The sequence below is a fragment of the Halobiforma lacisalsi AJ5 genome (assembly GCF_000226975.2).
GTDB lineage: Archaea > Halobacteriota > Halobacteria > Halobacteriales > Natrialbaceae > Natronobacterium > Natronobacterium lacisalsi.
This window is the reverse complement of the sequence record NZ_CP019285.1, coordinates 1772703-1795967: the sequence shown is the minus strand read 5'-3', so window position 1 is coordinate 1795967 and position 23265 is coordinate 1772703. Positions and strand designations below refer to the sequence as shown.

Here is a 23265-nt window from a genome sequence, read left to right as displayed (position 1 = left end):
CGCGGCTCACCCCCGTCGAGCGCCGAATTCTCGAGCGGTGCGTGCGAGTGGTTCGATTCCGGTTCCGATTCGAGTGCGAGTACGTGGATGTGGTCGTGGTCGTACGAGCCCCGGCGAGACACCGGAGACTCGGCGAATGTCGGCATGTGCGTGTGCGTATGCGTTGTCGAGAGGAACTGCAGCTACCGAGGAGGTAGCGAAACGGACCCGAATGCTGCTGCTATCGGGTCCGCTCGGCCGCCGGCGGCGAACGGGGATCGAACACCGGACGAACCGTAATCCGGCAAATCATAGAACCACTCGTCAGTACGAACTGATGGATGGATTATATATGTGTTGATTCGTGAGATCGCCTCACTGCTCGGTCCGAGACACAGAGACAGGGCTGGGAGACGCCGTCCAAAGAGCGATTTTACCTTGCACCGCGCTTTATGGCGGTCCGAATACTCGATTCAGGCGATGAAACGGAGAAGGTTACTCGGTGCCCTCGGAACGGTCCCTGTCGCGGCTGCAGGCTGTGTGGCCTCCCCCGCCAACAGCTCGGAGCAGGACGATACCAGTTCGAAGACGAACGGCACGGACGAAAAGACGGTTGTGGAGCCCGTTGCCACTGGAGTCACCGGACCGGGCTGTGCGAAAAAATCGAAAACTGTCGAAATCGAGAGAAGCGGTGACGCCGAAGTGTTCGAGACCGCAGAAACCGTCCCGTACCCCGATCGACCTACCACGTTCGCTCGCGACGAAATCCTCGCCTACGTCCGGACGTTCGAAGAGGCGTACGTACGAAAGGACGTGTTGTGCGGCCGCGACGGGCCCGGACACGTTTTCGGTATCTCCTACAGCGTGCTGGAACGCGAGACGTTCGATCGGGACGACGACATCGTCGTCGTGTTTCTCCTCAGGATCGGAGCAGCGACCTCGGGAAGCGACGGGACCGGGACCGGGACCCTCTGGCAATCGGACGTTGCGCCCGGCGGTGTCGTGTACGCAGTCGACGAGAGCGGGGTCGCTCGAGCCTCCTTCCCCGAAGCGGACCGGCGGAACCGGGACGAGTTCGAATCGAACGCCCCCGATCCGCTCGAGAGCGGAACGCTCGTCGCTGCTTTTGACTGAGAGGCCGGTCCGAGAGGAGCAAAGTGTGTCGGCGATCGGGGTCAGGGATGTCCCGCCCGACCCCGAACGGGCCGTCCGACGGACTTTTGATCTGGCCGTGGTATTCATCCACACGAGCGACCGCGAGGACGGGGAGACGGGACGACCGCTCCCATCGGAACGGACGAAAACTCGAGACTATGGCACACGGGAACGACGAGATCGACACCGGGGAGGCGACAGGGACCAGGAACGACGCGGCCGGGACGGCAACCCGGCCGGACGGCGATCGAACCGGTGATAGCGGGGACGGCGGGGACGATCTCCCCGACCTCCCGCCCGAGGTTCGGGAAGCCGTCCCCGACTGGGACGACGAGTACTTCGACCGGGTCGCCGACCGACTCATGCACGCGTACGACCTCGAGAAGGACGTCCACGTGGATCCCACCGCGGGCGGAGGCGGACCCCGTGGGCACGAGGACCGGTTCGCCATGCGCGGCGAACTCCGCGTCGAGAGCAGCAAACACATGTTCCACCCGTCGGTCCAGTACGCGAACCACCACATGCGGGAGTTCCTCTACGCCGACCGTCGGGCGAGCGTCTCGGTCGCCGACCTCGAGGAACTGGTCGAACTGGGCCACGAACTGGCGGACCAGCGGGTCGAACCGAACGACGAGCACCGGGCGACCGAGTTTACCTTCGTGCTCGTCGTTCCCGAGATACCCGCGGACGTCCGCTCCTTTGTCGACGGCTTCAAAGAACGGACCCTACTCCGCTTTGGCTTCCACGGCCACTACGAGATCCACTGTTGTGTCGTCGCGCCGGACCGCGAGGAGATCGTCGCGAGCGACCGGACCGAGATCGACGGGGCGTTCGCCCTGTGGGAGGACCTCGAGGACGGTGACGATGGGCTGCTCGCCCGCGTTCGCGGGCTCGTCTCCTTGTAGCTGTAACGCGGCGAAAAAACCGAATCGGGTCGGCGCTGTCAGTCGTCGTCCGTTCCGACCGCCGGTTCGTCGGTCGTCAGCAGGTTATCACGCGCCGACTGGACGTTGTCGTAGCCCATCTTGATGATCGACAGCGCGAGCCAGACCAGCACTAGCGCGAGCACCAGTCGCATCGCGCTCGAGCCCATCTCGAGGGCCGAAGCCTCGGCCATCCACTCGCTGCTGAGGAACGTCCGCTGGAGGTTCTCGACGAACGCCAGCCACAGCAGGCCACAGATCGTGATGAACGTCATCACGATGACCGGTACGCCCGTGGTCAGCAGCTGTTTCGTGTCCTTCCAGTTGGCCAGCCAGACCGTCGCAGCCAGCAGGGCGAGTGCGGCCAGCAGCTGGTTCGCACCGCCGAACAGGGGCCACAGCTGTTCCCACTGTCCGCTCGAGACCAGCAGGAACGCCGCGAACGTCGCGATCCCGGTGTTGACGTACTTGTTCGCCGCGGTCTCCTCGACCGGGGTTTCGGGCGTTCCGACCAGTTCCTCGACCATGTACCGGCCCAGCCGCAGGGCAGTGTCGAGACTCGTCAGCAGGAAACTGACGAACACCAGCGCCATGAACACCTCGCCGGTGAGCAGCGGGATTCCGAAGCTCGTGAGGATGAGGCCGCCGCCCTCCGCGAAGTTCGGCAGCGCCGCGCCGATGCCGCTGACGCCGCCTTCGGTGACCGCGATCACCGAGACGGCAGAGAGCGCGGTCGCCGCGAGCAGGCCCTCGGCGAGCATCCCGCCGTAGCCGATCGTTCGTGCGTCGCTTTCCTTGTTGAGCTGTTTCGCGGTCGTCCCGGAGGAGACCAGCGAGTGGAACCCGCTGATCGTCCCGCAGGCGATCGTGATGAAAAGCAGCGGGAAAAGCGGCATCGCGACGTCGACCAGTGGGCCGCCCATGAAGCTCGTGTAGGCGGGCACCTCGATCTGGAGCGCGCTCGCGCCACCCTCGGTCGTCCCCAGGATCGTGCCGACGACGATCGCGAGTAGGGTCCCGCCGACCCCCGTATAGAGGAGGAACGACGAGAGATAGTCCCGGGGCTGGAGCAACACCCACACCGGGAGGACGCTCGCGAGCGCGGCGTAGACGAGCGATACGAGGATCCACATTGCCGTGTTCGCGCCGAACAGGCCCGCTCCGGGCACCCACTCGCCGCTGCCCGACAGCAACACGAACGCCTCGTCGGCGAAGCCGCTCGGCTCGTACAGCGCCACGGGGAACTGCAGGCCCGCCCAGACGCTACCGAAGATCCCGGCGACGAAGAGGAGGGTCCCGACCGACAGCGGCAGGTCCAGTTGGTAGAGCCAGACCCCGAAGACCACCGCCAGCCCGATGTAGATCAGGCTCGCGGTCGCCGCCTGGGGGTAGGCGTCCAGAATGATCGCCACCAGCAGGGCGAACACCGCCACCACGAGGATGATCACGAGGAAGGCAAACAGGAGGAACATGTTCTTCCCCCGCCTGCCGATGTACTCCCCGATGATGAACCCGATCGACTTGCCCTCGTGGCGAATACTCGAGGACAGCGCCATGAAGTCGTGAACGGCACCCATCAGCGGGTTGCCGATGGCGACCCACAGCACCGCCGGGACCCAGCCCCAGATGAACGCCGCCGTGATCGGGCCGGCGATCGGCGCGCCGCCCGCGATACTCGAGAAGTGATGCCCCAACAACACCGGTTTCTTCGCCGGTACGTACTCCTGTCCGTCTTGATACTTGTGAGCCGGCGTGTCCCGCGAGTCGTCGAGTTCGACGAACCGTGAGAGGTATCGTCCGTACCCGACGTACCCGGCGGAGAACAACCCGACCACCAGAACCACGATCCATATTACCCCTGTCATGGATTTCCACTCGAGGGATCAGCATATAGGTACATAAATCATGTGGGATGTGTCCGACCAACACGGTTGAGAGAGAATAACGTAGTGGACGGGAACGACGGGACGACCGAATCCCGAGCGGGTTACGCCTCGGTCGAAACCTCGATTGCGAGGTCCTCGGCGACCTCGTCCAGCCGATCTATGCGGATTTCCTCAACGCGGCTCTCGATTTCCGCGACGACGGGCGGCTCGAGTTCCGTTCGCGCGGTCTCGAGGCGCTCGCGTTCGGTCTCGACGCGCGCACGGAGGTATCGGGCGCCCCGCCCCTCCTCGTCGGGGTCGGGGGACGGCGTGAGCCTGTTGGCGACCAGTCCCCGCACCTGGAGGTCCTGTTCGGCCAGTCGATCGATGGCGCGGCCGGTCTCCCGGATCGACAGCGAATCCGGGTTGAACACTAGGAAGAACGACGCCTCCTCGCGCAGCGTCTCGCCGGCGTACTCGAAGAACTCCTTGCGCTCCTGGAGGTGGGCGAGGACGGGGTCGCCCTCGAGGACCCGTCGGGGTTCCCGATCGCCGAGGGCGGCGCGCTCGTAGAGGTCGATGCTCTGGCGGCGCTTGGCCATCAGCCGGTCGATCCACCCCTCGAGGTAGTCCGGCAGCGAGAGCAGTCGCAGGGTGCCGCCCGTCGGCGAGGTGTCGAAGACGATCCGGTCGTACCCGTCGTTCTCGCGCATCACCTCGACGAACCGGTCGAACAGCGCGGCCTCGTACGCGCCGGGCGTGCCGTGGGCCATCTCGATCTGTCTGTCGACCTCGTTGACCATCGCCGCAGACACCTGGTCCGAGAGTTTCCGCTTGACGTCGGTGAGGTGGCGCGAGACCTCCTCCTCGGGATCGATCTCCATCGCCGACAGGCCCTCGACGTCGGCCACCGATCGCGGTTCGTCGGCGAACGACTGGTCGAAGAGGTCGCTCAGGGAGTGGGCCGGATCGGTCGACACAACGAGCGTCTCGAGGCCGGACTCCGCACACTTGTAGGCGTAGGTCGCCGAGACGGTCGTCTTGCCGACGCCGCCTTTCCCCCCGAAGAAGACGTGTCGGTCCATCAGAAGTGGTACTGGCGACCCTTGCTCTCGACGATCGTGCTCCGGTCCCACAGCCGCCGCTCCCAGGCCTCGAACTCGTCCTCGAGGTACGGCAGCAGTTCCGACGTGTAGTAGGAGACGGGCGACGGAACCCCGAAGGCGTCGGGGAAACACGCGAGCATGAACGCGTCCTCGAGGTCTTCGGCTTCCGACTCGATCTTCTCGTAGGCCGGGTGGGTGATCATCCCGTGGTAGAGCCCCCGGAGCCACTCCTCGAGCGCGGTGCGGAACGCGTCGATCCGCTCGGCAAGTGTCATCAGTCATCATGCTCGTCGGCGGGGACAAAAAGATGTCGCGTCCCGCGGCCATCTCCGAACGCGGGCGGCGACGAGCCGCCGGGCCGCACTCCCGGAATGTCGGCAATAATAGTTTTGTACGGCCGTTCGGGTGCTAGAGATACGAAGGGGGCAGTGCGGCTGCCGCGGAGCCGGGTCGACAGGACGACTCGGCGACCGAACGGCCGCGCCGCATCGCTTTCGGGAGACAGGAGGACACGATGATCGACGACCCGCGACACGAACGGCTGCATCGGACGGGCGATCGAACGACGCGGAGACGGGGGCCGCGATCGACGGCCAACGCGAGCGCCGAACTCCCCGACCGGGGTGATGGACAGTGATCTCACACGCGACGATCTACCTCGTCTCGAGTGCACTGCTCGGCCTCGGCGCGGTCGGCCTGCTGGTTGCGACGCGACGCCTCGAGCCGTCGATCCGCCGGTACGGCTACGCGACCGTGCTCGCCTGCGGAGCCATGAGCGTGACCTACCTGCTCATGCGGGCGGAGATCGGTACCGTCACCACGAACGAAGAATCGGTCGTCAGGTTCGTCGGCTACACGGTTGCCTGGGCGGGGATCAGCTACGTACTCGGGGCCGTCGCCGACGCGGGGCCGAAACGAACGGTCGCCGTCTTCGCGTGTAGCATGGGCACCCTCTGGGCCACGTTCGCGAGCTGGATCCTGAGCGGGACGGCGGGGTCGATCGCCTCGCTGGTGATCGTCGCCTCGTTCGTCGGCCTCGTTTCCCTGCTCGTCGGCCCAGTCGCGCAGTCGGCCGCGGGCGTCGACGAGCGCCGGACGCTGCTCTACCGGAAACTCGAGTACCTCGTGTTGCTCGCCTGGGCGGGGCTGATCGTCCTCGGCATCGTCTCGGAGCAGAACCTCGCGCTGACCGACAGTTTCGTCGGGCAAATCGGCGCGACGTACGTCGACCTGGTGCTGTTGCTCGGGTTCGGCGGACTCGTGCTCCGGAACGTCGCCGCGCTCGAGAAGACCGCGGCTTCGACGACGGTGTTCCCGTTCTTCGGTGGCGGAAGCGGCGGGGATGGTGACGAATCCGAGACCGCCAACAGGAACCCGGGCGAAGCGGCCGACTGACCTCGCCGCGACGCAACGCTTCTTACCCCTCGAGCGACAACCCGTTCGGTATGTCACCGACGAGCACGACTCCCGTCACCGTCCTCTCGGGCGGGCTCGGAGCCGGCAAGACGACGCTGCTCAACCACCTGCTGTCGAACGCCGGGGACCGGGACATCGCCGTCCTCGTCAACGACATGGGCGCGGTCAACGTCGACGCGGAACTCGTCGCCGAGGGCTCGGACCTCGAGGTCGAAGGGGGCGTGGCCGAACTCTCGAACGGCTGTATCTGCTGTGAACTCCAGGACGACCTCGAGACCGCGGTCGTCCGACTGGCCCGCGACCGCGAGTTCGACCACCTGATCGTCGAGTCCTCCGGCATCTCGGAGCCGGAGCCCGTGGCCCGGCTGTTCACGACGACCTCGCGCGTGGCCGCGCTCTACGAGGTCGACGCCCTCGTGACAGTCCTCGATACCCGGCGGTTCCTGGACGCGTTTGCGGGCGAGGGGACGCCCGAACGCCGCGGGGAGGGGGAAGGAGCGGCCGACCGTCCCCTCTCGGACCTGTGGATCGAACAGGTCGAGGTCGCGAACGTCGTCCTGCTGAACAAGGCCGATCTCTGCGACGAGGCGGAACTCGAGGAGGCCGAGGCGCTGGTCGAGGCGCTCCAGCCGTCCGCGGAGATCCGTCGAACGGAGTTTTCGGCGGTCGATCCCGACGACCTCCTCGGCGTGGACCTGTTCGACCCGGACCGACTGGGCGAGTTGGCGGGCTGGCATCGGGAACTCGAGGCCGACGACGGCGGTCACTACGATCACGGTGACGGTGGACACGACCACGACCACGATCACGATCACGATCACGATCACGAGCACCGCCATCCCGACGCGGTCTACGGCGTCGACTCCTTCGTCTTCCGGCAGCGCCGTCCCTTCCACCCCGGGCGGTTCGCCGCCTTCCTCCGGGACCTGCCCGCGGGTGTCGTCCGATCGAAGGGGCTCGTCTGGCTCGCCGGCAGCGACGTGCGGGTCGACGTCTCACAGGCCGGCCCCTCCGTACGGGCGACGGTCCGTGGCCCGTGGATCGCGGCCCTCCCGGAACTCGACCGGGAACTGTACCGGTCGAACCGACCCGACCTCGAGTGGCACGACGAGCACGGTGACCGGCGGACCGAATTCGTCGTCATCGGCAGCGAGTACGACGAGGAACGGCTCCGGGAACGCATGGAGGAGTGTCTGGTGACCGACGAGGAGTGGTCCCGCGCGACCGACCTCGAGGCCGAACCGTTCCCGACCGAGGAGGGCGAGGAGGCGACGATCAGGGCACCGTAGCGCCGTCCCGTCCGGTCGCGTGTTCTTCCTACCGCCGGCAGCTACGAGAACGCCTCTTCTGCCGCCTCGAGCGCACGGTTCAGCTCCCCTTTCCGCTTCCAGGCTGCGATGCGGTCACCGAACGGCAGCGGTGCGGCGAGCGAGACCGACGAGCGGATCCGCAGTTCCGTTCGTCTCCCGTCCGTCGTCGGCTCGAGTTCGATCCACGTCTCCATGTGGTCGAACGGGCCGCGCTCGCCCTCCTGGGTGTAGTAGATCGTCCCGCCCCGGTCTTCGAAGCGCAACGGAAGTTGCATTCCGGGGCCGCTGGCGACGACGATCGTCGAGTCCGTGTCTGCCTCTCCGGTCACGTTCACGTCACCATCCACGTCCCGCTCGTCTGCCGGCTCCACCGCCGCGACGTCGAAACTCCCCTCGGCCTCGACGATCCTGGCCGGTTCGAGCCACGCCCGGAGTTCCCGCTCGGTCGCGTCGATCGTCCGTGCTACCGAAACCTCCCGCATACCGTCACGTTCGCGCGGTTCGACGTAAAGATCGGGGCCATCCGGGACTACGGGCACGGAACTGCAGGCACGGAAATCCCTAAGTGCTCACCGCACGCGTATCGACGCATGGCCGGCTCCGACCGTGGAAGAGATCGACGCCAGGATCGGGAGGGGTTCCGGGAGGGGCTCGAGTCCTCGAGCGGCGATCCACGCGTCGTGCTCGTGCTCAACGCAGTACTATCGGCGACGTTCGCCTGGTTGCTCGTCTGGGCAGGCGATCTGATCGGTGCGGTTGCACTGACGACGAGGAACGTGGCCGTCGTCGCCATCGGACTGTTCGTGCTCGCGCTCGTGATCGCCGAGAGCTGATTCGCCGGCTCGCCGACCCGACCCGATCCCGTGACCCGGTGACGGAAGCGAGGCGACAGGTACTCACGGACGGACGCCGTCGATTCCGCTGATGGACGGGCGAACGATCCGATCGTATCGGCCGAGCAAACCCGAACTGGCGGTCTTCGTCTCCGGCGTCGCCAGCATGGGACTGGAGATTCTGGCCGTCCGGATCGTCGCACCCCAGTTCGGCAGCCACATCTACACCGTCGGGGGAATTCTGACGGTCTTCCTCGTCGCGTTGAGCCTGGGGTACTGGCAGGGTGGCAAGCGGGCGGCGACGGCGACCAATCGCGAGATGGCCTGGATCCTGCTCGGGACCGCGGTCTACGTCGCCGTCGTGGTCTACGCCAGCGACCTCCTGTTGACCTACACGTCGACGCTCGCGCTCCCGCCGCGGTACGCCTCGTTACCTGCAGTGATCCTCCTCTTCGGCCCGCCGACCTACCTGCTCGGGTTCATCAGCCCCTACGCCGCCGAACTCTCGGCGAAGGTCGGCACCGGCGAGGCGTCGGGCCACGTCTACGCGCTCGGCACTATCGGGAGCATCGTCGGCTCGGCCGCAACCACGTTCGTCCTCATTCCCGCCCTGACCGTCGACCGGATCGGGATCCTGTTCGGGCTGGCCCTCGTCGCCACCGCGCTCGCGATCTCGCTCCCGCGTCCTTCGCGCCGGACCCTGGCCGCGATCGGCGTCGTCTCCTTGTTGCTCGTCGCCGCCGTCGGCGGCCCAGCCGTCTACGACTACCGTGGCGACGTCGTCCACGAAACGGAGACGCCCTACCAGCACCTCGAGATCGTCGACGACGGCGACGTCCGGACGATGTACCTCGACGGCGCGCGACACAGCGCGACGGACCTGAACGACCCCGACCGGCACGTCTTCACCTACACGCGGTACTTCCATCTCCCGATGTTGCTTGCCGACGATCCCGACGACGTGGACAAGGTGTTGTTCATCGGCGGCGGCGGCTACACCGGCCCACAGGACTTCGAGCGGCGGTACGACGTCACCGTCGACGTCGTCGAGATCGATCCCGACGTGACCGACGCCGCGAGCGAGTACTTCGGCCTCGAGCACGAGACGAACGACGACCTCGAGGTCCACACGGGGGACGGCCGGCAGTACCTCCAGCGGACAGACGAGACCTACGACGTGATCGTACTGGACGCCTACAAGCAGGAGCAGGTCCCGTTCCACCTGACGACGGTCGAGTTCATGGAACTCGTCTCGGATCGGCTTGCCGACGACGGAATCCTCCACGCGAACGTCATCGCCTCGCCCAGCGGCGCGGGCTCTACGTTCTACCACGCCCAGCACAAGACCATCGCGGAGGTCTTCCCGGAGACGTACGCGTTCCGCACTTCCGACACGGACGCCATCCAGAACGTCCAGCTGGTGGCAACGAACGGGGAGGGGGTCGTCTCGACGGCGGAACTCGAGCAGCGTGAGCAGCGGCGTGATCTCGGCGTCGACCTCGAGGACGCGGTCGCCAACCGCCTGTCGGAGCCGGAGACGGACGATGCGCCGGTGTTGCGCGACGACCGTGGCGGCGTCGAGGGCCTGCTGGACCCGATGCTGGGCCAGCGGTACGTCATCGAGGAGTCGAGCGAGTCCGGCGGGCCGGGCGAGCAACGGGAGCGCGTCGAGCACGTCGATCCGGGGCCGGGTGAACCCGCCGTGGCCGCCGGACCGGTCGAAGCCGCGCGATCGAGCGCGGCCGCCGAACGAGCGAGTCCCTAGCGGTAGACGTCCCGGCACTCTTCGGCGGACTCCCGGAGTGCGATTCTGGCTGCGCGCCTCGAGCGGAAGCCGAACCCGAGCGTCTCGCAATCCTCGCGGTCGCACTCCCAGCGGAACGTCTCCGAAGACGGGTCCCGCGTGACGGTCGTCTCGGCGTTACAGCGCGGACAGGTCCACCCCCACCGGACGTCGCCGGCGTAGCGTCGAGCCATGCTGGTCGCGTCGTTCGGCCTCACTGCGGAAGTGAACCGGACTTCACGCGTGATCGCTTTAAGACCCGGCGCGAACCCGCCACCTCACTCCGACTCGCTCCCGGTGACGACCACTGGTCGGTCGGTGTTGAGCACGACCGACTGCGTGACGCTCCCGAACAGCGCCTTCCCGACCGGCGACCGTTTCCGACCGCCGAGGACGATCGAATCGACGTCGTGGGCCTCGGCCGCGTCCAGGATGTCCGAGGCGGCGTCGCCGCTGTCCTCGAACAGCGTCGTCTCGACGTCGGCCTCCTCGAGGCGGTCGCGGGCGGTCCGGATCGAAGCGATCCGGGAGACCGACTTGGCCCCGTCGAACTCCGCGGGGACGTCGCCGGTCTCCTCGTCGAAGACGAAAAGCAGGTATGCCTCGACGCGCTCGGCGGCGCCGGGAAGCGACGCGACGTAGTCGGCCTGGGCGAGGGCCCGTTCTTCGCTGGTGTCGATCGGCATCAGTACGCGATACATGTCCGATAGTTCGCGTAGCGTGACAATAAAATCGACTCCCGGTTTCGCCGGTATTGTGCGTTTGTTCCCGCTACCACCGGTATCAGACCCGGGTCGAGTGGTCGGGACCCGCCGTCCTCGAGCGAGCCGAATCGAACGGCCTCGAATCGGAATCTCGATCTCGAGTGAAGGTTGCGACGAGCGTATAAAGCGTCCAATCGGACAGGCCAACCGCTATCCCTCCGTCGTAGCGAGTGACCGTCGAGATGCAACTCGAGGAGTCAGCCGAACGGGCACGCGACTGGAGCGGGACGGTTCCGACGGCGTTCGACGCCAGGGTAATCGGACTCGTCCTCGCGACGGCTGCGCTCGCCGCGTCGGTGAACGTACCCTACGGCGGGGTTTCGATGGCCGCGGTCGCGTTCGCGGTGCTGACCGCCGGTGGGATCGGTGTCCACCTGCTTGGCGAACGCAAGCTACGGCGACTCACGCACGGACTCGTCGAGCGCTGGACTGCGGCCGGCGGAACGGTGGAGGGCGTCACCCGCACGGGTGACGGGATGCGAACGGAGTGGATCGTCCACACCCCCAACGGCGACGTGACCGTCGGTGGGATTCCGCTCGTCCCGATGGCGCGTCTCTCCGTAGAGTGGCAGGGCGTCGGCGACACGATGGACGCCGACGAGGCCGCGGAGAACGTGGATCGACTCGCGGCGACGCTGTACGAGGAGATCTTCGAGATCGGCGCGTCGGCGGAGCAGACCCGCTGAGACCCGCTCCTCAGTCGTGTCGACCGCCGGTCTCCCGGCCACTCCCGTCGCCGCTTCTCCCGCCTTCGCCGTCGAACAGTTCGCCGTGTCGCTGCGCCAGGTTCGTGTACTCGCCCGAGGAGTACTCCTCGAACACCGTCTCGGGGTCGATGCCGGTTTCCTCGAGCGGCGTGACTTCCGCCGGGACGCCCCGGACGAACGACTCCGGCGGGACCTCGTACCCGTCCGGAACGACGGTACCCGAGGCGACGATGCTACCGGCCCCGATCGTCGCGTCGGCGTTTACCGTCGCGTTGAATCCCACGAGCGCCCCCTCCTCGACGGTCGCCTCGTTGAGTACCGCGCCGTGGCCGATCATCACCCGATCCGCGACGGCGCTCGCGTGCAGGGTCGCGTTGTCGCCGACGTGGGTTCCCCGACCGATCCGGACGGGTTCGACGTCGCCCCTGAGCACGACGCCGGGCCAGACGCTCGCGTCCGCCGCGACCTCGACGTCGCCGACGACGACCGCGTCGCGACTGACCGACGCATCCGCGTGGATTTCGGGCCTCGATTCCTCGAACGCGTAGGTTCTGCTGTCGACCATGTCAGAACGAACCACGATCAGCCTAATAAGTCTCGCTCGCCGTTCGCCGCCGTCGGGATCCACCGATCGCTACAACTCCGGAAGCACCGACTCACCGAAGTCCTCGATGAACCGCCGTTGCTCCCGGTTGACGTCGTGCAACAGGAGCCGATCGACCCCGAGTTCGAGGTCCCGCTCGAGCCACCGGCGGTGCTCCTCGAGGTCCGCGGAGACGCGGACGTTGTCCGCCACCTGCTCTCGGCTTATCTCCTCGCCGAGTTCGTCGAACGCCGCGGGCGTCCGCAGTTCCTGGGTGACCGGCCCCGGCACGCAGTTCGTCCGCCACTGGTCGTAGGCACCCTCGAGCGCGGCCTCCTCGTCGGCGTCGTAGGAGAGTTGCACCTTCAGGTAGACGTCGCCGTCCGGCGACCCCTCCCGGAACGCCTCGATGCGGTCCTCGAGAGCGTCCCGATCCGGCGTCCCGATGGTGATCATACCGTCGGTCCAGTCGCGGCGGCCGAGCCAGCGGGCGGTCTCCTCGGACAGCGCCGCGCCGATCAGCGGCGGGGGCGTCTCGGGCCGCGTGTGGAGGCGTGCGCGTTCGACGGTGATCCGGCCGTGGTGGGTAACCTCCTCGCCATCCCAGAGCCGGCGCATGACCTCGGCCGACTCCTCGAGACGGGCGTTGCGCTCGTCCTTGACGGGCCAGTCGGTGCCCGTGATCCCCTCGTTGAGCAACTGGCCGCTGCCGATCGTCAGCCAGAAGCGACCGGGGTAGCTCTCCCGCAGCGTCGCGGCCGCCTGGGCGACGATCGCCGGGTGGTACCGGTAGCCCGGCGCGTTGACCGTGCCGAAAGACAGCGAGGTCCGTTCCATCGCCGATCCGAGCCACGACCAGACGAAGCCGGACTCGCCCTGTCGCTCGCTCCAGGGATGGAAGTGGTCCGACGCCAGTGCGTGGTCGAAGCCGTTCTCCTCGGCGAGTTCGACCAGATCCAGCAGTTCGGAGGGCGCGAACTGTTCGTGGGATGCGTGGTAGCCGATTGCCGTCATTGTGATCTCCGGGAGCGTCCTCGCTGCTCTCGAGTCCTGTTCTCTCTCCCCGCACTTCGGCGCTCGCCCGGAATGCGTAAGCAGCGATCAGTCGACTGCGGTCCGGTCGAAGGGACGGCCCGCGCTACCGGTCCCGAGTGTCCCTGTCTTCCACCTATATGACAACATATCTATAGTGTATCTTGGATATCGTGTTTTCTCGGGACGAATCGACACTCGAGTCGAGTCCCTCCGTATGAGACTATTTCTCCCGTAATTCCCAATTATACTCGATAGCCCCGACAGCAGTCACTTATCAGTTGTTGGTAATACGATTTCTTTATTCAGCCGCACCGCTGTATTTTTCTCGCCCGATTCATCCTGATTCTGGTGTTGCATTGGTGGCCAGTTAGTCGTTACTTCTCTGATTCTTGATACTGTTCGCCGAGGGGCTTCAGCCGCAGTTCTCCGAAGCCGTATCGGGAGTGAGACCCGACCCGCTGGAGGCCGTTCTTCGCGGTCTCCACCGGGCGGTCACCGAGGTACTTCACGACCTGTCCGTGATCAACCGTCTCCAGCCGGAACACCTCGCGTTGTTCGAGGATCTTCTCCTGGCGGAGCCGGAGATCGTCGCGGTTCTCCGCCCACCACCACGGGATAGTACGGTCGTTCGCCTCTGGATACTCCGACGCCAGGACGAACGGCGTCACGAGTTCGATGAGGTACGTCTCCGCGCCTTCGAGCCGCGAGTAGTCCAGTTCATCGAGGTCCACCATCTGCGTGTCCTTCAGCTGAACCTCGCCGTAGCCGTAGTTGCGCTTGCCGCCGAACTGGAGGCCCTCCAGCACATCCTCGCCGAGCGGGAGCACCGCCGGGTCATCAGCATGGAGGTAGGCGTGGACGTACCACTTCGTGGTCTGCTGCTGTTTTCGCTGGTCTTCCCGGCGGCCCATGATGGTCTCGTGAGCGAGCGCCGGGTGGCCGCCCTGGACGCGGAGATCGTGCGTGTTCAGTGCGTCCCGGGCGCGAGTATCCAGCAGCCACGGATGCATCGCCTCCCTCTGAAGGAAGAGGTCGTCGTACGCCTCCACGTCGGGGAGACCGCTCCCGAGGTACGGGCGGATGCCCGACTGCGTGTGCTCCTCCGGGAAAGTCCCGAACTGGCCGGGGACGAAGACGCCGTGACTGGCCGACACCGCCGCGTGCGTCTCGGGATCGAGGTGCTGGCCGAGGGCGTGCAGGATGGCGTTCCCCGAGACGTAGTACGGGTGGCCGATGTAGTCCATCCGCAGCTCCCACAGGACTTGCTGAATCGCCGTCATCGGTCGGGCCTCCATTCAGCGTAGTCCTCGATGTACTGGAGCGCCGCGCTCCACGACTGCATCCGCCGAAGGTTGGCATCGAGCGTCATGTCGTACTTGTCGTGGTCGGTATCGAGCGGGTGCGCCGTCAGGCGATTCCACGCCGACGCCCACGACCGCCACGGGCGACTCCCGAGCCTGGCCGACGGATTCCCGTCCGCGCTCTCGTCGATTCGGAGCGCGAAGCGGTCGCCGTCGAAGACGGTGCGGAACGGGACGATGTCGCCCGCCGAATCGACGATGAGCCGGAGACCGGCGAACTCGTGACCGGCACGGTAGTTGTCCAGCAGCGCCGCCACGAGGAGCGTGTGGTACTTCAGCGAGGTGTAGGGGTGATACACCGACTCGTTGAACGCGGCGGCCACGTCGCTTGTGAGCCAGCGCTCGTGGGCCGTCTGTGCGTCCTCGATGCCGATGAGGTCTGACACCTTGCTCTCGGTGGTCGCCCGGGAGAACTCACCCGGGTCGTAGGCGGTCTCACCGGTCAGCAGCGAGAGCCGGTAGTGATCATCGTGGGTCGGGACGGTCTGCTCTTGCTTCTGCTGAGGCCGCGAGAGCGCCGCCGCATCGCCGTCCGCGCCCTCGGGCACCGACTGGTTCACGGGAACACCAGAGAACTCCTCACGGGCGTCCTCGTGGCTCTCGCCGGTGAACTTGTGGACGTCGTGCCGGAAGGCAGTGAGCATCTCGCCGCTCATACTTCCTCCACGCGCTCTGCGAGCGCCGTCTGGAACTCCGGCAGGTACTCGTCCTCCCACTTCTCGTCTTTGTCGTCCATCTTGTTCGTGTTGCCCTTCCCGCGGTCGAAGACGCGGCGGAGTTCGGTCTCGTTGTAGAGCGGGTTCACGAGTTCGCAGTCCACGATCCCGCCGCCGAAGTTCCGAGCGCCGCCGAGCTGGTGCATGAAGTCGGTCTTGTGCGCGTCCAGGTAGTCGATGGCCTCAGCGAGCAGCGCGACGAACTCGGGCTTGGTCTCCCGGAAGGAGAGGTGCCAGCAGCCGTCAAGGTTCCCGACGGCGTCCAGTTCGGCGTTCCGCAGCGGCTCACGGTTGTCTTCCTCGTTCCGCGAGACGACGTTCCGGTTGAGTCGGCGATAGTGGCCTTCGGCCTGTCCGCGCGTGTAGTCCACGCTGGAGCGGACGGGCGAGAACTTGATGGGCCGCCGCATCACCTTGCCGGGGCGATTCCCGAAGCCTCCGAAGAGGTCGAGAATCACGCACCCGTTGCCGTCTTCGTCTTCGAGGCAGTCGCCTTTCGGGTGGTACCCGGCGTCGAGGTCGCGGTTGTAGACGCCGTCTTTCCGGAAGTTCGCGTTGGCCTCGCCGGGGTGACAGGCGGTGCCGCCGCGCTCTTGGATGGCCTTCTCCATCCCGTGGCGGAGCCAGCCCGAGAGGCTGAACGCCGGGATGATGCCGCCGATCTGGTTCTGCGGATCGTTGTCCTCGTAGTTGCCGTTCGACGCGTGGTGTCTGTCGGTCATGATGCTATCGCCGACCACCAGCAGGTCGGTCTGGATTCGCACGAACACGTCGCGGTCGATGTCTTCAATCATCTGCATAGTAGGTCAGTTCAGTTGGTTCAGCGAGATTCGCGCGCTGTGCGATACTGAGGGCGGCGCTCTCGTCCCGGGAGACCGTGCCGACGGGACAGTCCTCGGTAGTGCACTCCACGGCGTCCTGGCTGACGGAACCGAGTTCGCCGCAGACGTGGCACTGCTGCGTCGTGTACTTCGGATCGACGTGCTTCACCGGGATACCCGCGTCGCGGGCCTTCACCGCGATGGCGTGCTGGAGTGCCGGGAGCAACCACGTCCCGACGTCGTCGGCTGTCCGCCGCTCCCACAACGACGCCCCACAGAACGACAGGTCTTCGAGCACCAGCATCGGCCCGGCGAACTCCTGAGCGTACCGAACAACGCGGACAGCCGCGTCGTAGACCTGCGGGCGGATCTGGTGCCAGAGCGCCGCGAACAGTTGGATCTGTCCCTCGGTGCTGTCGAACTTCGCACCCTGGAGCGCCCGCATCGCTTCCACGAGCGCCTCGTGGCGCGTCCGGATGTGGCCGCCCTCGATGGTGAACGCCGACTCCACGTCGCCGTCCGCCGGGGCCGCCGCGATGAGGTTCTTCACGCCGACGTCCACGCCGACCGGCGTGACGCCGACCGAGTGGCGCTGGCCGACCGTCGTCGGGAGTGGGGTGCTGCTCATCGGCTACTCACCCACTCGTCGCGGTCGGTCGGGTCGTAGGCCACTATCTCGTCAAGGAACTGTTCGACCTCGGTGATCGTCCGGAAGGCGTTGAGGTTGACCGTTTCGACGTAGTTCTCGTCTGCGGTGTAGACGTCGTAGACGCGGACGCCGTTCTCGTACTGGCACCGGCTGTACAGCTTCAGGCCGTGGTAGTCCAGGACGACGCCGTCCGGGTACGCGCCCTCCATCATCTCCTGGAGGAAGTCGGAGGTCTCGTAGGGGAGATCGTCGCCACGCGGCGCGATCACGTCGGTCGGGTCGGGGAGCGTCATTCCGACTCCTCCAGTTCGTTCATCCGCCGCGTCTCTTCGTCGATGATGGTGGTCAGCTGGTCGCTGGCGTCTTCGTCGGCATCGATGCCGTTGTAGTTGATGTCAGTCGCCAGCCAACCAGCACAGTCACCACACAACTGCCCCGCGAGCATGCCGGGGAGGCCGGCGGCCCCGAGCGGAAACTCTACCTCGAAGTAGAAGCCAGGCGACACCTCGTCACCGCACTGCATGCACTGCCCGTCGCCGTTGTCGTGGTTCTGGACGTGCTGGCACGCCCGGCAGATGTCAGCTTCGAGCGGGGCGATGGTTTCGACGGTCGTCCGTTCGACCATCTCGGCGGGCTTTTCGGCGTCACAGATGTCACACACCTGCGTGTCCAGGGCTTCGTCGTCGGTGCTGGCCGCTTCGACCGTCGGGAGCGTCGTGAGCGCCGCCGCAGCGCCGAGGAACGTTCGTCGGTGCATCACTCCCACCCGCCGTTGCACTTGCACCCGCCGTCGCGGAGGTCGCGGCGGCGCATCGCTTCGATGCCGCAGCCGGTACACCGGAAGTAGTCGTAGCCGGTGTAGTCGCCGTACTTGTCGAACTCCGGGATCGGGCCTTCGATGGTCGGTTCGTCATTCGATTCGTCCGTCGTGCCGGAAGTCTGAAGTCCGGCGGATGTCTTCATTGACATGCTTCCTTCCGGAAGCGCGGTCGGGCGTGGTCCAAACACGCCCCGGCCAGTTTCTGACCGGCGTCCCGCGCTTCTTACTACCCTCTACGAAGGGGTACTACTTAGTCTTTATGCTAAGCAAAATGCTTAGCGTTATGTTGGGAAAAGCATTAGGCGTATGGCTGAGAATTATGCCCTGTGACGTAGAATGCAAGAACAACAGATGGTCAACGAGAACTACGAACCGAACGAGCGGGAAGAAACCGTTCTGGAGCTGTTCAAAGAAGGGAAGGAATCCGGAGAGCCGTGGGGGCGTGTGAACCCGCTGTATCTCCGCGAGAACTCCGATTTGGACAAGGGGCAGGTGGAGTACGCGCTTCGGAATCTGAAAAATGCAGGGTGGGTCAAACAACTGAATCGCGGCGGTCTCTACGAACTGGTTGACGATCCGCGGGACGACTGAGCGACAGTTCTTTGAGTACCACCCGCGTACCACGGCGTATGAGCACGGACGCGGGCGACAACGGTGACGGGGACATGGTGAAGTTGAACGTGAAGGTCCCGAAGCGGCTTCTGGAGGAGATCGACGAACTGGCGGAGGAACTGGAGTACACCAACCGGTCGGAGTTCATCCGTGAGGTGCTGCGCGACACCACGGAACCGATTCTGACGCCCGGCGCGCAGGAGGGTGTCTCGGAGGGCTACGCGGACGTTGCAGCGGGGCGAACGATGTCCACGGACGAGGCCCGCGAACGCCTCGGTATCGACGACTGAGGGCTGAACGGTGGCTCACGAGGTCGTTCTGACGGAGACGTTGGTCGAAACGCTGGAACAGTTCGAGACCGATGATGCCGAGCGGATCATCAACAAGCTGGAGGACATCGGCGACTTCCCGGACCACTTTCTCGACCGGTTGAAGAACCATCCCGGCTACAAGCTTCGCGTCGGCGACTTTCGCGTACTGATCGATTGGGACAAGGACAACGAGGTGATCTACGCCATCGACGCCTTCGAGCGGAAGAAGGAGTACCGCGAACTCGGCAAGTACCGAGAAGTGTGGGGGAGCTGGAGAGACGACGAGTAGGAGGTGACACGACGTGGCAAAGGAGAAAGACGAAGACGCTGACCGTGATCCCGAGTCGAAGGGCGAGATCCACGAGCGGTGGGAGAGGAAGGGAGAGATTTCAAGCCGGTACACCGAGGCCAAGAGCAAACTGCCGGACGACCCGCGGACTGATCCTTGGGCGTACACGGGTCTCCTGAGCCGGAATCCGGCCAAGAACATCACGCCGCCGCTGTGGGAAGCCATCAAATCAGAGGCCTACCGCGTCTACCGTTGGTCGGTGGAACGTGATCGGTACGACGGCCTGGAGTCTCCCGAGCATCGACTCGCAAAGGCACTCGGGAAGGTCCAGCTTCGGCACTACTACTGGTCGAAAGGGACGAACGAGAACCTCACGGAGAATCTGGACGGAGAGGACGCGACGCGGCTGTATCTGTTCTTCGACCTCTCGGCACTCAACCAGTCGGGCGTCGCTCGTGCGATCAAGAATCCTGACATCCGGGAGGCGTTGGGCATCGAGAACTCGGTGAGTCAGCCGACACTGAACCGAATGCCGGGGCGGATGGACGAAGAAACGCGGCACTACTACGCGAGCGAGACTGAAACGCTGGTTCGGCAGTTGCAGGACACGAAGCTCGAACACTGGTTCCGTGACCCGACGCCGGACACGATAGTCACAGACGGTGAGGGATTCCCGCCAGTCCAGGTCATCGCCCGAGAACTGCGCTCGAAGACGTTCAAGTACCTCCGACTGAAGCGCGACAGCAGTACCGAAGTGACGAAGGACGCGGCGCTTCGGGTGCTCATCGCTGCCGCGAACGGCAACGGCTTCGTCAACGACGCCGCAAAGAATCTCAAGTACAAGGGGTTCTACGACGATGGAGATATTCCGACTGGCCAGAACCTCACTCACCACCTTCGGAAGTCCTCGCGGGAGAATGTCGTACAGATGTTCCGTGAGGCGAACGAGCGACTGTTCGAGATCGCCGCCAGACACGGCTACTTTCCCGACAATGCGGAGGTCGCTATTGACATCACGGACTGGCCGTTCTACGGTGATTCAGAGAGCAGCGAGTTCATTCGCGGGACGAAGCCGGGGCGGAACTACTCGTGGGCATGGAAGTACATCACGCTCGCTCTTGTCGGGACTGACACACCACTCATCTTGGTGATCCTACCGGTCCATGACAAGACGAAGACGCCGAAGTACATCCGTCGGATGCTCCGTCTGAGCCGACAACACCTGAATATCGGCCGCGTCTACCTTGACGCAGGGACGGAGTTCTACAACTCGGACACGATTTCGACCATCACCGAGCAGGGGCTGGAACTGGTGATGCAGGGCCGCAAGTCGGTGAAGACGATCAAGCACTTCCTGAACGGGATGGCGCGCGCCGATCTGCGGTCGTCGTACTACCCCTACGGCGTCGGCTCCCTCGACGAAGACAGCTACTACGCGGTCGGGCTGAAGTCGGACAAGACGGTGAAACTGCGGAAGTCAGACGCTGATGAGCCGATGGACGACTACACGTACTTCTACACGAACCTGCATCCCGAAGAGGTCCCGCCGGAAGAGTTGGGTGAGGCGTACCGCCGTCGGTGGGGCATCGAAACGGACTTCCGCGTGATCAAGGAGGAGTTCCTCGCCAAGTGTGGGTCTCGAAACCCGGCGCTTCGGGCGTTCTATTTCAACTTCGCGGCGCACCTCTTCAACATCTGGACGGTGGCGAACATCCTCCGTGCTGAGGAGACGGGTGAATCCTTGAGCGAGGGGAAGCAACTGACTGCTGGTGAGCTGATGCAGGCCATCGAACTGCTGGTGAGCTGATGCAGGCCATCGAGGACGACCCGCGCGACCTCCGAATCCCAACCGAACCACCAGAAACCCGACAGGTCTTTGGCGACGTTCTTGGGGCCGGTTGGAGCACCTCAGACGCCGACTGATTCTCGGGGGCCGTTGCTGAATAGAATCGCCGTGTTTTCAACTACTGTTATTATTCCCGAGCGCCTCCATCATGCTTCTCCATCCCTTTGAACGGGAAACAGTCGTTCTCCCGGGGTGCTTCCTCTGTTGTATCGGCTCGACTATGGTTCGTCAGTAACGTCACCTTGATAATATATTCAGGCTCGGCTATCCGGCGACGAACCTCGAGGGGACCGAGAACGGCAGCAGTCGACGAACCCGTCTGCAGCGACGGTCGCCGGTTAGTCGGTGATCGCCGCGAGTTCGTCCTCGAGGTCCTCGAGAGCGATCGTCCGTGCGCGAGAGTCGACGTCGACGTCGTACCGTTCCTTGTATCCGGAACCGGTCAGCACGGTGACCACGTCGTCGTCGGGGGCCAACTCGCCCGATTCCGAGAGCTGACGGACGCCGGCCACCGCGACCGCGCTCGAGGGTTCGACGGAGACGCCCGCGGTCTCGGCCAGCCGCGCCATCGCCTCGCGGGTCGCGTCGTCGGGAACCGAGACGACCCCGCCGCCGGTCTCGCGGGCCGCCCGCAGTGCGCGGGTGCCGCTCGGCGGATCGCTGTTGGCGATCGAGACGGCGATCGTCTCCCCGGAGTCGACCGCGGTCACCTCGTCGCGGTCCGCCCGGTAGGCCGTCGCGACCGGATCGCAGGGGCCAGCCTGGACGAAGTAGAGCTGGGGCACGGTCTCGAGTAGCCCCGCCGCCTCGAGTTCGCGGACGGCTTTCCAGACGCCGCTGGCGTGCCCGCCGCTGCTGAGCGGAAGGACGATCGCGTCCGGCCCGTCGGGTCCGTACTGTTCGACGATTTCGTACGCCACCGTCTTCTGGCCGGCCACCCGAAGCGGGGTATCGGAGTTGACGAACGTCACGTCGAGGTCGCTCTCGCGCTCTATGGCGAGCGTATCGTGGTAGAGCGCGCCGTAGTCCCCCTCGACACGGAAGACGTGTGGGTCGTGGCGCGCGATCAACGCGAGGCGTTCGGGCGGGGTGTCCGCGGGTACGAAGACGGCACACTCGAGGCCGGCCGCCGCGGCGTAGGCGCTCGTGCTCAGGGCCATGTTCCCGTGGGAGACGGTCCCGATCCAGTCGTGGCCGGCCGCCGCGGCGTAACCGACGCCGACGGCCGTCCCGCGATCCTTGAAGCTCCCGGTGGGATTCTGCCCTTCGGGTTTCAGCGAGAGGCGACAGCCGGCGAACTCGTCGAGGCCCTCGGCGCGGAACAGGGGCGTCGTCCCCGGGATCGGGCCCGGGCCGCTCGAGGGCGGGTCGGACACCGGGAGGGCGTCCGCGTATCGCCACATGCCGGCGGTCCAGTCCTCGTCGGGCCAGTCGAATTCGAAGCCGTTCGTATCTTCACCGTCGTCCGCGCCGGTTTCGCCGAGCGTGTCGAACCACAGCGGTTCCCCACACTCACAACGCTTCCGTTCCACGATCGAGTACGTCCGCCCACAGCCGTAACAACGCAGCCGTCGGGTCATTGGCATGCTCGTCTCGCCGGAGCGGCAAAACCTTTGGCGATACGAGCGGTCCGCTCATCCCCGCGAACGGACGGACGTATTAAGTAGTGTGGCGAGCGATAGGGAAACGAGAATGTCCCGGATACTGCTTCCAGTCGGGCTGGACGAACAGCGAACGGAACGGGCGGCCGAGGTCCTCTCGTCGCTTCCCGGCGATCCGGCCGACCTCGAGGTCGTCGCCCTGGACGTCGTCAGGGAGTTCGACGTAACCGGCGAGGGCGAATTCAGTTCCGACGAGGTCTTCGAGAAACGCGAGTTCCCGGAAAGCGCCGAGGCGATCATCGCCGACCTCGAGGCCGAGGGGACGACCGTGGAGAAGCGACGCGAACACGGCGACCCCGCCGAGACGATCCTCGAGGTGGCCGACGAGATCGACGCCGATTTCATCGTCATGAGCGGCCGCGAGCGGAGTCCGACCGGGAAGGCGCTGTTCGGGAGCGTGATGCAGTCGGTACTGCTTTCGGCGGACTGTCCGGTCGTGTCCGCGATCGACTGACGGCCTCGGAACCCCTTCTCGCACGGTCGGCGGTGTCGCGCGTCAGGTGAAATAGAACACGTAGATCATGATGGCGAGGCCGAAGGCGATACCGCCGACGACGGCGGCGACGAGCCCGAACGTCTGATCGAGACTGAGCAGATAGACGATCGCGAGCGTGAAGGTGGCGTACAGGAACGCGAGGTAGATCCCGAACCGGAACCAGTTTTCGTTCCCCCGGCCAGCGAACCCGAGCCCGGTTCGGTCCCCGCCGTTTGCGGTCATAC

At 65.4% G+C, this 23265-nt stretch carries 29 protein-coding genes; 12 read left to right on the top strand and 17 right to left on the bottom strand.

The genetic code is table 11. From position 1 onward, the window contains the following. Positions 1 to 336 precede the first annotated feature (336 nt). Positions 337 to 1113 (top strand): hypothetical protein, encoded by a 777-nt coding sequence (locus CHINAEXTREME_RS08560; protein ID WP_238593378.1) that lies wholly within the window; start codon positions 337 to 339, stop codon positions 1111 to 1113. Between the two features lie 179 nt (positions 1114 to 1292). Continuing rightward, positions 1293 to 2039, top strand: coding sequence for a hypothetical protein (locus CHINAEXTREME_RS08555; RefSeq protein WP_007139963.1), 747 nt, complete (start codon positions 1293 to 1295; stop codon positions 2037 to 2039). A 38-nt stretch (positions 2040 to 2077) separates the two neighbouring features. Here the strand turns inward: CHINAEXTREME_RS08555 and CHINAEXTREME_RS08550 are convergent, their stop codons facing one another. From CHINAEXTREME_RS08550 to CHINAEXTREME_RS08540, 3 genes are all read right to left on the bottom strand, one after another. Continuing rightward, complete coding sequence (locus CHINAEXTREME_RS08550) at positions 2078 to 3922, bottom strand: carbon starvation CstA family protein (RefSeq protein ID WP_044961609.1); 1845 nt, start codon at positions 3920 to 3922, stop codon at positions 2078 to 2080. Between the two features lie 122 nt (positions 3923 to 4044). Then, positions 4045 to 5007, bottom strand: coding sequence for an ArsA family ATPase (locus tag CHINAEXTREME_RS08545; RefSeq protein WP_007139965.1), 963 nt, complete (start codon positions 5005 to 5007; stop codon positions 4045 to 4047). Then, a complete protein-coding gene (locus CHINAEXTREME_RS08540; protein ID WP_007139966.1) occupies positions 5007 to 5303 on the bottom strand; it encodes a hypothetical protein in 297 nt (98 codons plus the stop codon). Before CHINAEXTREME_RS08540 ends, CHINAEXTREME_RS08545 begins: the two co-directional genes overlap by 1 nt. Before the next feature lie 358 nt (positions 5304 to 5661). Between CHINAEXTREME_RS08540 and CHINAEXTREME_RS08535 the strand changes: the two genes are divergently transcribed. Together CHINAEXTREME_RS08535 and CHINAEXTREME_RS08530 are read left to right on the top strand one after the other, a co-directional pair. Beyond that, positions 5662 to 6423: a bacteriorhodopsin gene (locus CHINAEXTREME_RS08535; protein ID WP_007139967.1), complete on the top strand. Its 762-nt coding sequence runs from the start codon at positions 5662 to 5664 to the stop codon at positions 6421 to 6423. Positions 6424 to 6473: 50 nt separating this feature from the next. Continuing rightward, positions 6474 to 7733, top strand: coding sequence for a CobW family GTP-binding protein (locus CHINAEXTREME_RS08530; RefSeq protein ID WP_007139968.1), 1260 nt, complete (start codon positions 6474 to 6476; stop codon positions 7731 to 7733). 41 nt (positions 7734 to 7774) lie between these two features. On the opposite strand, the gene CHINAEXTREME_RS08525 is transcribed toward CHINAEXTREME_RS08530, so the two are convergent. After that, positions 7775 to 8236, bottom strand: a complete 462-nt coding sequence (locus CHINAEXTREME_RS08525) for a hypothetical protein (RefSeq protein ID WP_007139969.1) — start codon at positions 8234 to 8236, stop codon at positions 7775 to 7777. 108 nt (positions 8237 to 8344) lie between these two features. On the opposite strand from CHINAEXTREME_RS08525, the gene CHINAEXTREME_RS08520 reads away from it, so the two are divergent. Together CHINAEXTREME_RS08520 and CHINAEXTREME_RS08515 are read left to right on the top strand one after the other, a co-directional pair. Next, positions 8345 to 8587, top strand: coding sequence for a hypothetical protein (locus tag CHINAEXTREME_RS08520; protein WP_007139970.1), 243 nt, complete (start codon positions 8345 to 8347; stop codon positions 8585 to 8587). A gap of 91 nt (positions 8588 to 8678) precedes the next feature. Beyond that, positions 8679 to 10352, top strand: a complete 1674-nt coding sequence (locus tag CHINAEXTREME_RS08515; RefSeq protein WP_007139971.1) for a spermidine synthase — start codon at positions 8679 to 8681, stop codon at positions 10350 to 10352. On the opposite strand, the gene CHINAEXTREME_RS08510 is transcribed toward CHINAEXTREME_RS08515, so the two are convergent. Continuing rightward, on the bottom strand, positions 10349 to 10564 hold the full coding sequence (locus CHINAEXTREME_RS08510) for a hypothetical protein (protein ID WP_007139972.1): 216 nt from the start codon (positions 10562 to 10564) through the stop codon (positions 10349 to 10351). The genes CHINAEXTREME_RS08515 and CHINAEXTREME_RS08510 overlap by 4 nt on opposite strands. 84 nt (positions 10565 to 10648) lie before the next feature. Next, positions 10649 to 11071: a universal stress protein gene (locus tag CHINAEXTREME_RS08505; RefSeq protein WP_007139973.1), complete on the bottom strand. Its 423-nt coding sequence runs from the start codon at positions 11069 to 11071 to the stop codon at positions 10649 to 10651. Between the two features lie 245 nt (positions 11072 to 11316). On the opposite strand from CHINAEXTREME_RS08505, the gene CHINAEXTREME_RS08500 reads away from it, so the two are divergent. Next, on the top strand, positions 11317 to 11820 hold the full coding sequence (locus CHINAEXTREME_RS08500; protein ID WP_029601530.1) for a hypothetical protein: 504 nt from the start codon (positions 11317 to 11319) through the stop codon (positions 11818 to 11820). A gap of 10 nt (positions 11821 to 11830) precedes the next feature. Here the strand turns inward: CHINAEXTREME_RS08500 and CHINAEXTREME_RS08495 are convergent, their stop codons facing one another. From CHINAEXTREME_RS08495 to CHINAEXTREME_RS08455, 9 genes are all read right to left on the bottom strand, one after another. Further along, a complete protein-coding gene (locus tag CHINAEXTREME_RS08495) occupies positions 11831 to 12406 on the bottom strand; it encodes a gamma carbonic anhydrase family protein (RefSeq protein ID WP_007139975.1) in 576 nt (191 codons plus the stop codon). Positions 12407 to 12475: 69 nt separating this feature from the next. Then, positions 12476 to 13438 carry a TIGR03885 family FMN-dependent LLM class oxidoreductase gene (locus CHINAEXTREME_RS08490; protein ID WP_007139976.1) on the bottom strand — a complete coding sequence of 321 codons (963 nt, stop codon included), beginning with the start codon at positions 13436 to 13438 and terminating at the stop codon, positions 12476 to 12478. A 395-nt stretch (positions 13439 to 13833) separates the two neighbouring features. Beyond that, positions 13834 to 14739, bottom strand: a complete 906-nt coding sequence (locus CHINAEXTREME_RS08485; protein ID WP_029601529.1) for a hypothetical protein — start codon at positions 14737 to 14739, stop codon at positions 13834 to 13836. Further along, a complete protein-coding gene (locus CHINAEXTREME_RS08480; RefSeq protein WP_007139978.1) occupies positions 14736 to 15476 on the bottom strand; it encodes a hypothetical protein in 741 nt (246 codons plus the stop codon). Before CHINAEXTREME_RS08480 ends, CHINAEXTREME_RS08485 begins: the two co-directional genes overlap by 4 nt. After that, positions 15473 to 16330 carry a hypothetical protein gene (locus CHINAEXTREME_RS08475; protein ID WP_029601528.1) on the bottom strand — a complete coding sequence of 286 codons (858 nt, stop codon included), beginning with the start codon at positions 16328 to 16330 and terminating at the stop codon, positions 15473 to 15475. The genes CHINAEXTREME_RS08480 and CHINAEXTREME_RS08475 overlap by 4 nt, the downstream gene beginning before the upstream one ends. Next, on the bottom strand, positions 16323 to 16985 hold the full coding sequence (locus tag CHINAEXTREME_RS08470) for a zinc ribbon domain-containing protein (RefSeq protein WP_007139980.1): 663 nt from the start codon (positions 16983 to 16985) through the stop codon (positions 16323 to 16325). The genes CHINAEXTREME_RS08475 and CHINAEXTREME_RS08470 overlap by 8 nt, the downstream gene beginning before the upstream one ends. After that, entirely contained in the window at positions 16982 to 17299 is a 318-nt protein-coding gene (locus CHINAEXTREME_RS08465) for a hypothetical protein (protein WP_007139981.1), read from the bottom strand. The genes CHINAEXTREME_RS08470 and CHINAEXTREME_RS08465 overlap by 4 nt, the downstream gene beginning before the upstream one ends. Then, positions 17296 to 17763: a hypothetical protein gene (locus CHINAEXTREME_RS08460; RefSeq protein ID WP_007139982.1), complete on the bottom strand. Its 468-nt coding sequence runs from the start codon at positions 17761 to 17763 to the stop codon at positions 17296 to 17298. The genes CHINAEXTREME_RS08465 and CHINAEXTREME_RS08460 overlap by 4 nt, the downstream gene beginning before the upstream one ends. Beyond that, the gene (locus CHINAEXTREME_RS08455; protein WP_007139983.1) at positions 17763 to 17969 is read right to left on the bottom strand and encodes a hypothetical protein; all 207 of its coding nucleotides are present in this window, start codon (positions 17967 to 17969) and stop codon (positions 17763 to 17765) included. The genes CHINAEXTREME_RS08460 and CHINAEXTREME_RS08455 overlap by 1 nt, the downstream gene beginning before the upstream one ends. 208 nt (positions 17970 to 18177) lie before the next feature. Here CHINAEXTREME_RS08455 and CHINAEXTREME_RS08450 point away from each other — a divergent pair, with 208 nt between their 5' ends. The 4 genes from CHINAEXTREME_RS08450 to CHINAEXTREME_RS08435 are packed head-to-tail and all read left to right on the top strand — an operon-like array spanning position 18178 to position 20845. Beyond that, the gene (locus tag CHINAEXTREME_RS08450) at positions 18178 to 18417 is read left to right on the top strand and encodes a hypothetical protein (protein WP_007139984.1); all 240 of its coding nucleotides are present in this window, start codon (positions 18178 to 18180) and stop codon (positions 18415 to 18417) included. Between the two features lie 38 nt (positions 18418 to 18455). After that, the gene (locus tag CHINAEXTREME_RS08445; protein WP_006180986.1) at positions 18456 to 18728 is read left to right on the top strand and encodes a ribbon-helix-helix domain-containing protein; all 273 of its coding nucleotides are present in this window, start codon (positions 18456 to 18458) and stop codon (positions 18726 to 18728) included. 10 nt (positions 18729 to 18738) lie between these two features. Beyond that, positions 18739 to 19038 carry a type II toxin-antitoxin system RelE family toxin gene (locus CHINAEXTREME_RS08440; RefSeq protein ID WP_006180987.1) on the top strand — a complete coding sequence of 100 codons (300 nt, stop codon included), beginning with the start codon at positions 18739 to 18741 and terminating at the stop codon, positions 19036 to 19038. A gap of 13 nt (positions 19039 to 19051) precedes the next feature. Next, positions 19052 to 20845 (top strand): transposase, encoded by a 1794-nt coding sequence (locus CHINAEXTREME_RS08435; protein WP_238593376.1) that lies wholly within the window; start codon positions 19052 to 19054, stop codon positions 20843 to 20845. A gap of 377 nt (positions 20846 to 21222) precedes the next feature. Here the strand turns inward: CHINAEXTREME_RS08435 and thrC are convergent, their stop codons facing one another. After that, positions 21223 to 22464 carry a threonine synthase gene (thrC, locus tag CHINAEXTREME_RS08430; RefSeq protein ID WP_007139985.1) on the bottom strand — a complete coding sequence of 414 codons (1242 nt, stop codon included), beginning with the start codon at positions 22462 to 22464 and terminating at the stop codon, positions 21223 to 21225. Positions 22465 to 22576: 112 nt separating this feature from the next. Here thrC and CHINAEXTREME_RS08425 point away from each other — a divergent pair, with 112 nt between their 5' ends. After that, on the top strand, positions 22577 to 22999 hold the full coding sequence (locus tag CHINAEXTREME_RS08425) for a universal stress protein (RefSeq protein ID WP_007139986.1): 423 nt from the start codon (positions 22577 to 22579) through the stop codon (positions 22997 to 22999). A 42-nt stretch (positions 23000 to 23041) separates the two neighbouring features. Here the strand turns inward: CHINAEXTREME_RS08425 and CHINAEXTREME_RS08420 are convergent, their stop codons facing one another. Then, the gene (locus CHINAEXTREME_RS08420; protein WP_007139987.1) at positions 23042 to 23263 is read right to left on the bottom strand and encodes a hypothetical protein; all 222 of its coding nucleotides are present in this window, start codon (positions 23261 to 23263) and stop codon (positions 23042 to 23044) included. Positions 23264 to 23265 lie beyond the last annotated feature (2 nt).

Bases quoted from the DNA above. Each gene is read 5' to 3' on its own strand.
- CHINAEXTREME_RS08555 (WP_007139963.1), top strand. From the start codon at position 1,293: ATGGCACACGGGAACGACGAGATCGACACCGGGGAGGCGACAGGGACC.
- CHINAEXTREME_RS08550 (WP_044961609.1), bottom strand. From the start codon at position 3,922: ATGACAGGGGTAATATGGATCGTGGTTCTGGTGGTCGGGTTGTTCTCC.
- CHINAEXTREME_RS08545 (WP_007139965.1), bottom strand. From the start codon at position 5,007: ATGGACCGACACGTCTTCTTCGGGGGGAAAGGCGGCGTCGGCAAGACG.
- CHINAEXTREME_RS08540 (WP_007139966.1), bottom strand. From the start codon at position 5,303: ATGACACTTGCCGAGCGGATCGACGCGTTCCGCACCGCGCTCGAGGAG.
- CHINAEXTREME_RS08530 (WP_007139968.1), top strand. From the start codon at position 6,474: ATGTCACCGACGAGCACGACTCCCGTCACCGTCCTCTCGGGCGGGCTC.
- CHINAEXTREME_RS08525 (WP_007139969.1), bottom strand. From the start codon at position 8,236: ATGCGGGAGGTTTCGGTAGCACGGACGATCGACGCGACCGAGCGGGAA.
- CHINAEXTREME_RS08520 (WP_007139970.1), top strand. From the start codon at position 8,345: ATGGCCGGCTCCGACCGTGGAAGAGATCGACGCCAGGATCGGGAGGGG.
- CHINAEXTREME_RS08515 (WP_007139971.1), top strand. From the start codon at position 8,679: ATGGACGGGCGAACGATCCGATCGTATCGGCCGAGCAAACCCGAACTG.
- CHINAEXTREME_RS08510 (WP_007139972.1), bottom strand. From the start codon at position 10,564: ATGGCTCGACGCTACGCCGGCGACGTCCGGTGGGGGTGGACCTGTCCG.
- CHINAEXTREME_RS08505 (WP_007139973.1), bottom strand. From the start codon at position 11,071: ATGTATCGCGTACTGATGCCGATCGACACCAGCGAAGAACGGGCCCTC.
- CHINAEXTREME_RS08500 (WP_029601530.1), top strand. From the start codon at position 11,317: ATGCAACTCGAGGAGTCAGCCGAACGGGCACGCGACTGGAGCGGGACG.
- CHINAEXTREME_RS08495 (WP_007139975.1), bottom strand. From the start codon at position 12,406: ATGGTCGACAGCAGAACCTACGCGTTCGAGGAATCGAGGCCCGAAATC.
- CHINAEXTREME_RS08490 (WP_007139976.1), bottom strand. From the start codon at position 13,438: ATGACGGCAATCGGCTACCACGCATCCCACGAACAGTTCGCGCCCTCC.
- CHINAEXTREME_RS08485 (WP_029601529.1), bottom strand. From the start codon at position 14,739: ATGACGGCGATTCAGCAAGTCCTGTGGGAGCTGCGGATGGACTACATC.
- CHINAEXTREME_RS08480 (WP_007139978.1), bottom strand. From the start codon at position 15,476: ATGAGCGGCGAGATGCTCACTGCCTTCCGGCACGACGTCCACAAGTTC.
- CHINAEXTREME_RS08475 (WP_029601528.1), bottom strand. From the start codon at position 16,330: ATGATTGAAGACATCGACCGCGACGTGTTCGTGCGAATCCAGACCGAC.
- CHINAEXTREME_RS08470 (WP_007139980.1), bottom strand. From the start codon at position 16,985: ATGAGCAGCACCCCACTCCCGACGACGGTCGGCCAGCGCCACTCGGTC.
- CHINAEXTREME_RS08465 (WP_007139981.1), bottom strand. From the start codon at position 17,299: ATGACGCTCCCCGACCCGACCGACGTGATCGCGCCGCGTGGCGACGAT.
- CHINAEXTREME_RS08460 (WP_007139982.1), bottom strand. From the start codon at position 17,763: ATGCACCGACGAACGTTCCTCGGCGCTGCGGCGGCGCTCACGACGCTC.
- CHINAEXTREME_RS08455 (WP_007139983.1), bottom strand. From the start codon at position 17,969: ATGAAGACATCCGCCGGACTTCAGACTTCCGGCACGACGGACGAATCG.
- CHINAEXTREME_RS08450 (WP_007139984.1), top strand. From the start codon at position 18,178: ATGGTCAACGAGAACTACGAACCGAACGAGCGGGAAGAAACCGTTCTG.
- CHINAEXTREME_RS08445 (WP_006180986.1), top strand. From the start codon at position 18,456: ATGAGCACGGACGCGGGCGACAACGGTGACGGGGACATGGTGAAGTTG.
- thrC (WP_007139985.1), bottom strand. From the start codon at position 22,464: ATGACCCGACGGCTGCGTTGTTACGGCTGTGGGCGGACGTACTCGATC.
- CHINAEXTREME_RS08425 (WP_007139986.1), top strand. From the start codon at position 22,577: ATGTCCCGGATACTGCTTCCAGTCGGGCTGGACGAACAGCGAACGGAA.
- CHINAEXTREME_RS08420 (WP_007139987.1), bottom strand. From the start codon at position 23,263: ATGACCGCAAACGGCGGGGACCGAACCGGGCTCGGGTTCGCTGGCCGG.